Below are 13,314 nucleotides of genomic sequence, written 5' to 3'. Positions count from 1 at the left end.
CTATTTCACCTGAAATTGCTTGGGAAGCTTTCATTACTGTGGCTAAATCTAGCGTCTCTCCCAAATTGGTGCTAGTGCTATTAGGCGCATTGGTTGTTGTGTTAACGTTCGTTTGAGTTGTTGTCTTGGCTGAGGTTCTAGCTAGGAATTGGGGGTATTTTTCTTCTAAATGCTTAACTTTAGCTACAGCGCCCCAAGCTTGGTAGCTATAATGAGCGTTTTGCATATAAACTTGGGCGATCGTTTCTTTGCCCCATGACAAGTAAAATTTGGCTGCCAGTTCGTGAGCGAGTGCTTCTTCGTTGATATACTGGTTTTCTTTAGCCAGAGCGATCGCTGTCTCGTACATTTCCATTGCCTCGATTTTCCCCCCTAAAACCCGATACCGTTCTGCCTCTACTAGATAGAATTTGTGCAAATAATTCATTGGGCCATGATGCGCCCATTTCTGCATTTTCTCTTGATTAGCTTGTACTCTGTCAAGAATGCGCTGTTGCTCTGACTGTGGAGTATCAGAATACACGGCCAACCGCACCAAAGAATCGTAAAAATGGAAGATAGGAATAACGGGCAATCCTACCATTGCATCTAAACACTTCTCTGCTAGAGCAGTATTTTCAATGCCTTCTGAGTAATTTTCAAACAAATAACATAGGTAAATTTTGTTCAAATATATGTATGCAACTGCCGATTTGTCCTTTGCCTGCTGGTATAATGGCAACTTCAGCTCCTCATCACAGGCTTCACCTTTCAGAATGCAAGGTTTTTCGCTTTTTCCCAACAAATTTAATATAGCTTGCCAATTTATTTCTATATAATTAAGCGCTATTTCTTGCTTGACATTATAAATAGCATCTCTGTTAATTGCTATCCCTCTGTCTAGCAGAGTCAGTTCTTGGCCACTATAGTAAGCTGCACAGGAGGAATGTATTAGACTAAAGCCTGCATATTCTAAATCTCCTGTCTCTATTCCGCTAGAGTAAGCAGACACTAAAGGCTCGCACGTTTCTCTCAGATGCTCTTTCCAATGTCGGGTAAATATATTTACATGGACAAATGTCTTGGCTTTGATTTCTTGAGCATTCAACTTTGACAATAGACTTAAAGCTAATTGACCGAACTGATAACCCGAATCAATATCCTCCACAATTCCACAAAGGAGAAAACCATAATTGGCATAAGCAAAGGGAGAAAGAGAAGCATTACCATATTGGACGGATAAATCTACTTGTTTGCACACCGTCAAGAGCAACAGTTGTGGAGCAGCAATGTATGCAGGAGCAAAAATACTTGATATAAGTCTCATAGCTGCTAGTTTATAGGGATCTGTCATTTGAGGCAGGTCACTTAAATCCTCAATTCGCTTCCCCTTCAAAATTGCCGCCGTTTCCCCCAGTGCTTGCCCAATATCTGACGGGTTTGGCTGAGAGGGAAACTCCACCCCTAACAGCTTTAAAACTTCTAACCCTGTATTAACGGCTTCTAGTAGCTTTTTCTGCGACACGGAAGCTTGAATCTGGACTTCATAGACTTTTATTTTTTCCAATAGGTTTTTGGCACAGTTTTGCACGACCTCAGCTAATTTCTGCATCCGGTCAAAGTCACCACTCAGAAATGCTGCCTCTGCTGCTTCGGTATGTAGTGCTAATGTCAGTTCGTACTGATGAGTCCAGCTAGAATTTGCTAGCAGTCCCAAACCTGCTTGCAAATATTGGGTAGCCGCAGCATGAGCCGTTGCTGCTTTAGCTTTTTGACCTGCGGTTAAATTAAGTTTTGCAATTTCAGTTCGTTCGGATTCATCACTAATGAGTTCAATTCCCAGATTCAAATGATCGACGATCGCAAATATCTCTTCCGCTCGTTTCTCTGGCGAGGTATTTTGCCACAGCAAGCGACCAATTTGTAAGTGAACAGTTTTTTTAGAAGCTTCCTCAATCAGGGCATAAGCTGCTTGTTGTACGCGATCGTGCAAAAACTTATAAGTAGTAATGACGAGATGAGACTGAACGATTTCTTCTTCTGTTACGCCGAGTTCAGAAGTGGCTAAAATTAGTTTATTTTGAATGGCTGGCAATAGCTTTTGAAAGGTTGCAGCGGGAGATTTTTCATGAACAACAGACAGAGTGTTTAAGTCAAAACTATTGCCAACGCAAGCGGCTAATTGTAAAATTTGTTGAGTTGGCTCGGGCATTTTTCTCAATTTTGCGACCATCAACTCAACAACGTTATCGGTAATGCCTACTGCTTCGATTTGTGAAATATTCCAATCCCAGCTTCTTTGCACTAAATTGAAATTCAGGAGGGTTTCTTCATAGAGAGTTCTGAGAAACTGATTGACAAAAAAAGGATTGCCTTGAGTTTTACCGACGACTAACTCAGCTAGCGGCATGACTGCGCCTCTATCCCTACGCACAGTATCAGCTATCAAGTTAGCAATATGTCCGATATCTAAGGGAGTTAAGGTAATTTGGTTAATAGTAGCCTCTTGCTTTTGCAGCCCCTCCAAAGTCATTATCAGGGGATGTGTGGGGCTCACTTCGTTATCTCGATAAGCACCCATTAGAAATAAATATTTTGTTTCCTCATCTGCCATCATTACTTGCAGCAGTTTTAGAGTAGCGGAGTCAGCCCATTGCAAATCGTCCAGAAAAATGACTAAGGGATGCTCCACAGAGCCAAAGATCCGGATGAATTTTTGAAAGACTAAATTAAAACGGTTTTGCGCTTCTGTAGCCCCTAATTCTTGGACGGGTGGCTGTTTGCCAACGATGAGTTCTATGTCGGGAATGACATCTATAATGATTTGACCGTTATCACCAAAAGCCCCTAAAAGTTTTTCTTTCCAGCTATTGAGTTGGATTTCGCTTTCAGTTAACAGTTGCTTGACTAAGGACCCAAAAGCTTTAACGAGCGCTGAGTAAGGAATATTGCGTTGAAATTGATCGAATTTTCCGGCAATAAAATAACCCCTTGCCTTAGTTATCGGCTTATAAACTTCTTGCACTAATGCTGATTTACCAATCCCAGAATAACCCGACACTAACATAATTTCTTTCGTGCCATTGCTGACGCGATTAAACGCGGCTAGCAAGGTTTCTAGTTCTCGTTCTCTCCCATATAGTTTTTGGGGAATTTGAAATTTATCCGTAATATCTTTTTGGGCGAGATCAAAATCTACAATCGTTCCTTTAGCCTCTAGTTGTTCCAGGCATTCTTCTAAATCTGCGATGATTCCCCAAGCACTTTGGTATCTTTTTTCAGCCGTTTTTTCTAACAGCTTCATTACTATATCAGAAACTGCTTTATAAATTCCTCTTTCTGGATTAATTTCATGGGGCGGCACTGCTTGTTTAGCAATATGACAGTGCACTAATTCCATTGCATCGTTGTAATCCCATGGCAGTTGCCCCGTTAGCAGTTCGTAAAAAGTGACTCCTAATGAGTAAAAATCAGTGCGGTAGTCGATCGCTCGGTTCATTCTGCCTGTTTGTTCCGGCGATATATAGCTCAGAGTGCCTTCTAAAACATTAGGATTTTTTAGGGTAGGATTCTCACGAGTTAAAACAGTAGAGATGCCAAAATCTATGATTTGGACTAGCCCTGTTGTCGAGTTAATAATAATATTGCTGGGGTTGATATCTTTATGAATAATGTTATGTTGATGAATTTGACCTAAAGCTCTGGTTATTTTAATAGCGGTTGACAAAAACTCTTCTAAGGTAAGTTTTTGATAAGCCAACCACAGCTTTAATGATTCTCCACCACTATCCTCGAAAATGATCGCCAAACTGTTCTGGTATTTTTCTAAGCTGTAGGTTTTAGGTACACTTTCTAGGTTAAGATTGCGTGTAATTTCGTATTCCTGCTTGTATCTGACTAACGAAGCTGGCATCGGATAATCTTGCTTGAGAAATTTGATAATGACTGGTTGGTGGCCTTGCTTTCTCAGTCCTCGGTAAACTAAAGAATTGTTAGTTTCATGTATTTGGTTGGTAATCTCGTAGCCAGCTAAGTTAATCATTTTTGCAGCCTTTTTTAATAATAAATACAGATTTTTTTAGCAATTATCAATTTCTAAGTAGATGTATCCTCTAATATAAAGACTAGCCTGCACTTTAAGCAAAATTTAAATTCCAACTAAAAAAATATTAATTTTTACATTTCTTCAAAAAAGTACAAATAAATATTTAGGTGAGGAGTGCGATCGCAGTTTCCTCCAAAAGCAGGCAGAACAGAGTGAAGGGCGATCCCCGTTAGTCTTCCTAGGAGATGTGGGCGCTGCATAATTAGAGTATAAATAGGGGAATTACCATGTAATGAAAGCGAGTACAAATCGCCTCTTTTTCCTTCTTTATTCCACATCTTCATTAGACCTCTGGCAAAAATAATTAGGACGGGTTCTCCGGCCCATCAATATAATGAAAAGGATTTTTGCAAGAGGTCTATTACCAAGGATTGCCAATCATTGTAAAGGCGGCCCAATAATAAGGATGCGAAAGCACTCGATCACCCCGCGCCGCAATTTCTGGAGGCAAAATTAGACCCCCAGAAAGCCCTTCGGCTCGCAACATCCCGTCTTGAATCCGCACGCGCCCCCGCAGCATCTCCAATTGCGCGCGCCGCAAAGCCTCCGCTTTAATCATCAAATTGCCACCGCGTCTGGGGGCCCGCAACTGCCGATAAAACTCAGTCATCAGCCCCAAAGTCCCATCATCGCTGACTTCCCACAAACTCGCTAAAGCGGATCTAGCACCGCTAGCTACTGCCAAACCCGCAAACCCCAACTCCGCCTCTTCGTCGCCCAAAGCGGTACTGCACGCGCTTAAAACTAACAGATTCACCGGCGGTTCATTCCACCGCAACTGTGGCATTTGATCGATACGTAATTTAGTATCCCACAACTGAATGTAAGAATTTTTCGGTTCCCCAGGCTGGAATTCGCTGTGAGTTGCTAAGTGAATGATTCCAAAAAGCTGATTTGCCCGCTGAGCTTGCAAATTTCCGAGAGTAAAATCTTGATTCAAAAATGATTTTCCTTCTGAGGGCGGCGCGATCGACTCTAACTCCACCGGTACCGCTGGTAATGGCGCTTTATCTTCAAATACCGACGCCCCCATTGCCAAAACTTCATCATCCGCAATATTGTCGTAGCCGATATCAGTCAAACTCAGACTCGGCATCACGCTAAGACTGTATTGCTCAACTAAAAATTGTTTGCCATTGTGAAGAGCAGCAAAGGGCACACTCCGCAAACCTGCTGCCGGAATTACAATTAAATTGTCAATATTTAAAGCAGCCAATTCTGCGCTCATTGGCGCAATTAACCAGCGATAAAGTTTTTGAGCCGAATCCAAATAACTAATGCTGCTTCTTCTTCTGGGATTAGTTATTTCGGTTTGCAGGGCATCCGCCAATTGCAACACCTGCCACCGCGTTGTCGCCGGAACTACAACGCGCAGAGGTTGAGCGTTAGCTGTGACTAACACTAATTCTAAATGCTCCCCGTTAGGAACATCTGGAATTTCTTGGCTCTGTGGCGACAACCTCTGGGCCAACTTATCTTCTAAAGGGCGAGGGGGCCCGGAGGTGAGGTTTTTTCTCACAGGCAATAGATTAGATAAATCCCGACTTGCCACCAGCACTGAACCATTTTCTTTGGCTGCGGCTGCATCCGCTCTCCTGAGCCAATTCATATAAATGATTGCAGATTTTGCCCCGGTAATTTGTTCGTTTTTGCGAAGACTTTCGTAAATCACCGATAGATTAGTAATCGGCTTTCTTGGGGGTAAGTCCAGATATTTTTCGTACTCGCGAGTAAAGGTTTGTTCAAATTCTAAAACTCCCGAACCTGCCGCATCTAATCTGCGATAAGGAGCGAAAATATCCTGGCTCATTGCGGAATTTCTGTCTCGATTGGGCGATCGCAATTCTACTTGCAAAGATGCAGGAAATGACAGATCCGGATCAGGATTTACGGACTCTAGAGGCGGTGCGGGAATTGGTGCGGGAATTGGTGCGGGAATTGGTTCGGGAATTGATTCAGGAATTGGTTCGGGAATTGGTTCGGGAATTGGTGCAGGAGTAGAGGGCGTGGCCGGTGTAATTAGGGAAATCTGATTTGGTAAACTTCCTTGGGTGTAAGTTTGTCCAAAAGAAAAAGTCGGCAAAATGGCGTTTCCGGCGCCAGCATTAATGCTTCCCCGGGTTCCATTGTCGATCGCGCCGCCAACTACAAACGGTCGATCGCTACCGCCTCCGTGGCGAATTGCGATCGCCCCCGCCCCCGCACCTCCGGTAGTAGAAATACTGGAAATATTGCCCGATATATCATCGTTGAAAACATTGTTCGATCCAAACAAACCGAGGGTTCTCACATCAACGCTGCCGCCAGTACCACCAGTGCCGCCTCTAGCGTTGATAAAGCCCAACTGAATGTCACCAGTCGCGTTCACAGAGACGCCCCCGCCGTTGCCGTTTGAAGTGCCGCTGGAGTTGATATCTAGAGCGGAAATCCCCGCCTTCGAGGTGACAGCAATATTTCCGCCGATCGCCCCCGAAGCGTTCAAAGCTCCCGCAGTTAAAGCCCCAGCATTGGTTTGGAGAGCAATCGCGCCTCCTGTGCCCGCCGATGACGAGTCGATCGCACCTGCTGCAACAGTATTTCCCTCAACCCGAATCCTCCCACCGTTCGAGGTAATATTACCAGTCCGAACCTCGCCGCTTCCTTGCAGGTTCACGCTGCCGCCATCCGTCCTTAAATTACCCTCTAAGAGGACATTTTCTGCCTTGATATCGGCTCCCAAAGCGGCCGTGCTGTCCCCCCCGAACGTAGCGGAATCTCGCGCGTTAACGCTCAAAATGCGCGCTGTAATTGTGGAAGCAGCAGTCACGCTAGCAGCGTCAGCCGAGAGCAGGCCCAACCTCTGAGTTTGACCGACTAGGCCCTCAAAAGTAATGTTGCCGCCAGCGCGCAGCGTCAAATTATTAGCCCGGCCCGGCGTGCTGTCGAGGGTATTGGCAAAAGTGATATTGCCGGTAGTGGCGGCTAGGGCGGCGGTGCGATCGACTGTGACGTTACTATTGAAATTCATGTCGCCAGATGTCGCAATATTGCCCGAAACCAGGGTACTACCGGCGTTGACAGTCAAACTCGCCAGCGGTGCAGCTTGACCGACTGTACCGCCGAACAGCACTCGCTGAGCGTCTAGTCTCAGGGCGCGAGATCCATCTAGGCTACCGGAGAACAGAATGTTGCCCCTAGCTTCTGTGCTCAAAGCCACGTCAGCATTGAGGGATGCGTTTCCTGTAAAAGTGAGATCGCCGCCGGATGTCGCAATGTTGGCGTTGAGATCGGTTTTGGGCGCGTCGAGAGTCAAGCTAGCGCTGCCGCTTGTTCTCAGGGGATTGTCGATCGCGATCGAGCTGCTTTGAAGTGTCAGCGGGCTGTTGAAAGTAATGGGTGCGACGATCGCGATCGACGAGCTGCTACCGTTTTCGCGCCCGATCGCGATCGAGCCGAAACCCCCCGCCAAAGCGCCGAGATCCGTTGCCGTCAAGTCTAAAATGCCCAAAATATCGCCGGTGCCACCGATCCGAATTGCTCGGCTGTCGTTGGGTTGCAAGCGAATTGTTCCCCCCGCACTGCTGACAGAATTGCTGCCGCCTCTGAAGTCAATGCCGTTAGCAGTGATAGCGATATTGCCGCCGTTAGCATTGAGTCCGCCCAGAGAGATGCTGCTGCCAAAAATGTTGATGTTGCCACCTTGAGTCTCGATTAAATCGTTGGGATCATTGACAACAAACACTCCGCCGGATCTAAATGTTACGGTGTCTCCCGTTCTCGCTTGCAGGGAAAGTTTGTTATCGGGCAAGTCTTGGAGGGTGATGTAGCCCGGGGTTTCTAGAACCACGTTGCTGCCGGCCGCCATCTGTTCCAACTGCACTTCTGAGATCGATGTTTCATTGGGTTCTGGTGCCGCTTCGAGTCCGCCACCGGTTGATGGCGCGCTGCTGTCGCCGTTACCGCTGACGATCGTAATATTTGCCGGATCGAGCCACAAATTGCCGATCGCACCGTTAGTCGCGCGGGTATCGACCTCTCCTTGGAAAGTTAAAGCATTTTTGCCGGAAACTTCTACTCTTCCGCCGTTACCTGCGACAGTGCCGCCGCGAGCACTAATATTGCCCAAGAAGCGAGTTATATTGTCTGACCAAATTACCGCAGTGCCGCCATTGCCGCGGTCGATCGCGTTTGCTGCGATCGTAGAATCAGGACTAACATAAGTTACCAGTGCGTTCGGAACTGGTTCCATCCCCCGGAAACCGCCTCCGACGCGCACAGTACCTCCGCCGTTCGTCCCGGAAGCATCGATATTTGCGGCGAACAGTCCGACTTTTTCCCCTAAAATATTGACTGTGCCGCCAGCATTCCCAGAAGGGCCAAATACATTTACAGAACCGGAGACGATCGCACTTCCCCCATTTATCCCCACTGTTTGGCCGCCAGTCAGTACCAATTGACCTTGTTCGTTAGTCGTTAAACCTGTGGCTGACGCCACGCCGGGACCCGTTAGCAACTGAGGCAAAGAAACCGGGGCGATCGCCGATTTTTCAGACTGCAAAGACGGAGTAATTTCTAAACTCAATAAGTTACCCGTTTGACTGATGCGGACTGCATTTTGTCCCGGAACAGCAGCCACAGTAATTTGACCGCCTGGAGCGGATAATTGTCCTGTATTAATAACGGTGCCACCGAGCAAAGTTAAACTTTGCCCGCTGCCAACTGCCAAGTTTCCCGCATTGACAATTGCCCCAACTGGTGAGTTATTAAAATTAAATTGATTAGGATTCCCCAGTAAAGCTTTGTAATCATTAATTCCGGCAGAATTGAACCAGCGATCGCCGAAACCAATACCTGTAGCAGTTGTCGCCAAAAACGACCCCGGCACGTTTAATCTAGCATTTTGACCGAAGACAATTCCGGCAGGATTCATTAAGAATAAATTCGAGTTGCCACCGCTTACAGAAATCAGACCGTTAATTACGGAAACATTGTCGCCGGAAATCCGCCCTAAAATATTTTGAATGTTGGGATTAGTTAGAAAATTAGCAATTTGACCTTCGCTAAGATTAAATTGGCTGAAGCTGTGAAACAGATTTGCCCCGTTTCCTGACAGTTGTCCGCCACTAATGTCTGTGCGGTTTTGGTCGGACTTAACAACAGTATTAGTGCCGTCATTGGCCGGAACGACAGATTGCGATCGAACTGCTAGCGGTAGCAGCCAAAAACCTAATGTCAAAATTAGAGCCGAACGAAAATAGGTCATTGGAGGAAGCCATTAGTCATTAGTCATTAGTTCTTAGTCATTAGTCATTAGCCGGAAGGAAGAGGGAATTCAAAAAAGCCAATTCTCCATTACCAATTTTAATCTCTTATCGTTTTGATTTTTTTTGAGCTGTAATGTTCCGCCAGAGTGCCAATAAACTTAAAAAGGTCGATCAAACACCGCCACCGCCGGGGCGAATCGACTTTGCAGGCACAGGGGATCAGTCGATCGCACTCCAAAAGCACCCGTTCCCAGAATGTCGGAAATTTAAGGCAAATTTTGTATTTATCTGTCGCCAGTGTATTGACAAAATCCCCCCAGAGTCCTATAATTGGAGCACTGATTGGGTGGAACAGCAAAAACCCACACCATAACTGGCTCCTCTAATAAAGTTAAAAACAAAATATTGATGCTTTTAGAGACCAACCATGCAAACTCCAGCTTTCCCATTTCTAACTGAACAAATAGTAGAACGGATATTTTCGTCAGGCGAACTGACTCGCGATGACAGACACCGAATTCAGTCAATGCTCTTAAATGAGTCGATCGGCGAAAATGAATTGAGCTTAATTGAAAGAGTCATGGAAGGCGTAGTCAAGGGAATACTTGACGTGATGAATTAGTTGATAACTGGCGCTAACCTATCTAAATGTAGGGTGCGCCGAGGCGCACCTTAGCCTAATTTTAAATAAAATCGAAAATCGAAAAGCGAAAATTCTGTCACCGTTCTAAAAATCATCATCCGGGCCGTCATCGGGGCTGTCATCCGAACTCTGATCGCGACGCACAAGTTCAGAAGGAGGCCTATCGTTACTCCATGCCCACCAAACGTCGCCGCACTGGCAACGGTAAAATTCTTGCCACTTGCGGCGGTTGAACTCGGTGTATACTGGCGATCGCCGATTAATCCAGACCTCAGCGGCATCCGTGCAGCTAGCGCCGCACTTGGGACAGCAAAACTCATTAGCGTGAACCGCCGTCGCAGTCCATTCAGGAGGATGTGGAGCAAAAGCTTCCATGTGTTAGAGTTTCTATCTAAACTGCTGGTAATTACGGCAAATCAAGGCTTGCTAAAGATCCGCAGAGTTCGGAATGACCTAAGCAATGACATCAGTACGCTGTTGAGTGCGTAATTTATCGGCCTGTTATTTTTTTTAGTATTTGCCGTCAGATGAATAGTATAACTGATGTGGTGCCAGCCGTCGATCGGCATTCTCAACTATTTCAAGGACTAGGCTCATGTCTATCTACAATCTTATCTCGTTTCTGGGCATTTTTGGCTTATGTGCGATCGCCTGGATTTTTTCAGAAAACCGACAGTCCAAGTATATTCCCTGGCGCGTCATCATCTGGGGCATTGGACTGCAATTAGTCTTAGGATTTTTAGTATTCCTGTTCCCCCCAACTCGCATCGCCCTAGAGTGGTTTACTGGCTTACTGGATGGAGTATTCACCGCTGCTGACGCTGGAGCGAGATTTGTATTCGGGAGCAATGTTGTACCGATACCTGGTAAAGCTCCGGCAGTTAATTTAGGATATATTTTTGCCTTTAGAGCTTTACCGACAGTCATCTTTTTTTCTGGCCTCATGGCCTTGCTATACAACATCGGCGTGATTCAAATTATCACCGAACTTTTTGCCAAAATCTTTTATACGACAATGCGGTTGAGCGGCGCAGAAGCCCTCAGCGGTGCGGCTAATATTTTTGTAGGAATTGAAGCGGCAATTGTCGTCAAGCCTTATTTGCCGAAAATGACTCGTTCGGAACTTTGTGCAATCCTCTCTTGCTGTTTTGGGACGGCCGCTTCTTCAACTTTAGCAATTTACGTTAGTTTTCTAAAGCCAGTTTTTCCCAATATTTTAGGGCATTTAGTTTCCGCCTCAATTATCGCCATTCCCGCTTGTTTTGTTCTCTCCAAAATCTTAGTACCAGAAACAGGCGTGCCCCTGACAATGGGTGGCATTCCCAAGGAAGAACCTAAGCCTCAAGGCCGCGAGTTTGTGGGCGAAGAAATTTCGGACACGGACGGCGAAGAATTCAAACAAGAGACTGTTGGGGGAGAACCCATCGAACGAGTTAGCCCTCTCGATGCAGCGATTATTGGTGCATTGGACGGTGTAAAAATGGCTGTGGCAATTGCCGCTGTTTTGATTTTAATCTTAGGCTTAGTTTCCTTAATCAATCAATTCTTTGGTTGGCTGGCAATTTTGCCAGGCCCAATTGGTGACTTGTTCAAAGTTGTCACTTTAGCCAACATTATGGGAGTCTTATTTTATCCCCTGACGCTATTAACAGGAGTTCAATTAGACGACTCTTGGCAAGCGTCAGTAATTATCGGTCGCAGGTTGTTAGAAACGGCGATTCCTCCCTATCAAACTCTAGCAGAAGCATCGGCAAACAAACTGGTGAGCGATCGTACAGTTTTAATTGTCAGTTACGCCCTTTCTGGCTTCGCCCACTTAGCCTCCGTCGGCATATTTGTCGGCGGCACAATCGCCCTAATTCCATCCCGCCGCAAAGACATTTCCGAACTCGGTTGGAAAGCATTATTTGTCGGCACCTTAGCGACAATGATGATCGCTTGCATCGCCGGCACCTTCGACACCGGAGACGCCAGCATTTTAGGCGCTAAGACAGCCCCTGCTGCCCCGCTAACAGCCCCTGATTCTCCAAAATCACTGCCATCCCCAGCCGCGAATTCAAAGCCGTCAGTTGCCCCAGCGATTGTCAGTCCGAAGCCTTCGGCTAATACCCAAAAAGCGTCTCCCAGAGATCAAGAATCTCCCTCTCCCGCATCCAAGAAAAACCCTTAATTATCTTCTATGGACTTGTATGGGCGGGTTTTACGAACAATATTTAACTAGCGTCAAAAATCTACAGAAACCCGCCCTCACAAAACCAATAACCTACATCAACTTTGATTTCGATCGCATCAGCTCTTGGGTGGGCGCGGTTTTACGAGATTGTAGGTTTTAGGCAATTATTGTCGGTAAAACTAGCCCCTACAAGCCCCTGAGAGATATTATTGTTTTTTATACATATGCAATTACCAATTACTAATTACCCCAAAATTTATGAATCCCGATCCAGAAATTCGCCGCCTGTTAGATGTGATGCCCGCTTCCGGCCGCATGACGTGTAAAATCATTAATAAGCCCCAACAATCAACAGTAATTGACTGCGATTTTCCTTTACCTTGGAATCAATCTCGCCCGATTTATATTAATTTTGATTTGTGGCGGCTGCTATCTAAGCCGCAGCGGGATTTACTGATATTGCGGAATGTAAGTTTTTTGTGCAATGTTAAGTGGTTTAAACCGGATATTTATCAAGGTGCCGCTCTGGCGGGAATTGTCGGGACTGTTGTAGAATTGTTGCAGGGAGATGCGATCGGCACTGCGATCGCGGGCGGTTTGACGGGACTCGCGATGACTCGAATTTGGCGCGACAACCGCAGTTCCCAAGTAGAGTTAGATGCTGATGAAGGCGCGATTAGAGTAGCGGGAAGGCGTGGTTACAACGAAGCGGAAGCGGCCGGACATTTGCTGGGGGCGATCGAGGCTGTGGCGCAAATTGAAGGGCGCAGTTTGGATTTTAACGAATTGATTCGGTGTCAAAACTTAAAGGCGATATCGGGTATTTCGGCCGTGGGCGTGCCCGATAGTGTCAGGCAAGATTAGAAAATACTATTTCACAAACAATCCTGTGTTCGGCAGCCAAAGGACACAACACGGTTGTGTCCCTACTATCCAGGCGCTATATCTGTTACTCAACTCTTTCCCTGACAATCCGAATACTCTCCCATGCTGGTATCCGGCCCGCTTGTCGCTCATCTAGTAATACCAAATAAACATAAAGTGGGTAGATTTCATTGAGACTCTCTAGATACTTACGACTAATAGCTTCACTTTTGGAGTTTAGACTAAGCACAAATTGACTCAGCATGAACTGAGTGGAAAGAATGGTTAATCAGCCAGAGGTTTTCAA

At 46.0% G+C, this 13,314-nt stretch carries 8 protein-coding genes; 4 read left to right on the top strand and 4 right to left on the bottom strand.

Features of this window, described 5'->3' with window-relative positions:
* The 3 genes from QUA57_RS26700 to QUA57_RS26690 all read right to left on the bottom strand — a co-directional run.
* Positions 1-4,021 (bottom strand): serine/threonine-protein kinase PknK (locus tag QUA57_RS26700; protein WP_333064739.1); only part of this gene is annotated, 4,021 nt, incomplete at its 3' end.
* Positions 4,022-4,155: 134 nt separating this feature from the next.
* Positions 4,156-4,284: a hypothetical protein gene (locus QUA57_RS26695; protein ID WP_333251453.1), complete on the bottom strand. Its 129-nt coding sequence runs from the start codon at positions 4,282-4,284 to the stop codon at positions 4,156-4,158.
* Positions 4,285-4,445: 161 nt separating this feature from the next.
* Complete coding sequence (locus tag QUA57_RS26690) at positions 4,446-9,326, bottom strand: CHAT domain-containing protein (RefSeq protein WP_333064736.1); 4,881 nt, start codon at positions 9,324-9,326, stop codon at positions 4,446-4,448.
* A 134-nt stretch (positions 9,327-9,460) separates the two neighbouring features.
* Here QUA57_RS26690 and QUA57_RS26685 point away from each other — a divergent pair, with 134 nt between their 5' ends.
* Positions 9,461-9,700, top strand: coding sequence for a hypothetical protein (locus tag QUA57_RS26685; protein ID WP_333064735.1), 240 nt, complete (start codon positions 9,461-9,463; stop codon positions 9,698-9,700).
* Between the two features lie 54 nt (positions 9,701-9,754).
* A complete protein-coding gene (locus QUA57_RS26680; RefSeq protein WP_333042072.1) occupies positions 9,755-9,949 on the top strand; it encodes a hypothetical protein in 195 nt (64 codons plus the stop codon).
* Positions 9,950-10,054: 105 nt separating this feature from the next.
* Here the strand turns inward: QUA57_RS26680 and QUA57_RS26675 are convergent, their stop codons facing one another.
* Positions 10,055-10,345: a hypothetical protein gene (locus tag QUA57_RS26675; RefSeq protein WP_333064734.1), complete on the bottom strand. Its 291-nt coding sequence runs from the start codon at positions 10,343-10,345 to the stop codon at positions 10,055-10,057.
* A gap of 220 nt (positions 10,346-10,565) precedes the next feature.
* Here QUA57_RS26675 and QUA57_RS26670 point away from each other — a divergent pair, with 220 nt between their 5' ends.
* Both QUA57_RS26670 and QUA57_RS26665 read left to right on the top strand, forming a co-directional pair.
* Entirely contained in the window at positions 10,566-12,140 is a 1,575-nt protein-coding gene (locus QUA57_RS26670) for a nucleoside transporter C-terminal domain-containing protein (protein WP_333064733.1), read from the top strand.
* Between the two features lie 261 nt (positions 12,141-12,401).
* A complete protein-coding gene (locus QUA57_RS26665) occupies positions 12,402-13,007 on the top strand; it encodes a DUF3318 domain-containing protein (RefSeq protein ID WP_333064732.1) in 606 nt (201 codons plus the stop codon).
* The last annotated feature ends 307 nt before the right edge of the window (positions 13,008-13,314 follow it).

Origin of the sequence: Microcoleus sp. Pol7_B2 (assembly GCF_036701035.1) — a bacterium.
In the GTDB taxonomy this organism is placed as follows: Bacteria; Cyanobacteriota; Cyanobacteriia; order Cyanobacteriales; family Microcoleaceae; genus Microcoleus.
Note: the sequence above shows the minus strand (reverse complement) of the source record. Positions and strands in the feature narration are given on the sequence as shown.

Bases quoted from the DNA above. Each gene is read 5' to 3' on its own strand.
- QUA57_RS26695 (WP_333251453.1), bottom strand. From the start codon at position 4,284: ATGCAGCGCCCACATCTCCTAGGAAGACTAACGGGGATCGCCCTTCAC.
- QUA57_RS26690 (WP_333064736.1), bottom strand. From the start codon at position 9,326: ATGACCTATTTTCGTTCGGCTCTAATTTTGACATTAGGTTTTTGGCTG.
- QUA57_RS26685 (WP_333064735.1), top strand. From the start codon at position 9,461: ATGTTCCGCCAGAGTGCCAATAAACTTAAAAAGGTCGATCAAACACCG.
- QUA57_RS26680 (WP_333042072.1), top strand. From the start codon at position 9,755: ATGCAAACTCCAGCTTTCCCATTTCTAACTGAACAAATAGTAGAACGG.
- QUA57_RS26675 (WP_333064734.1), bottom strand. From the start codon at position 10,345: ATGGAAGCTTTTGCTCCACATCCTCCTGAATGGACTGCGACGGCGGTT.
- QUA57_RS26670 (WP_333064733.1), top strand. From the start codon at position 10,566: ATGTCTATCTACAATCTTATCTCGTTTCTGGGCATTTTTGGCTTATGT.
- QUA57_RS26665 (WP_333064732.1), top strand. From the start codon at position 12,402: ATGAATCCCGATCCAGAAATTCGCCGCCTGTTAGATGTGATGCCCGCT.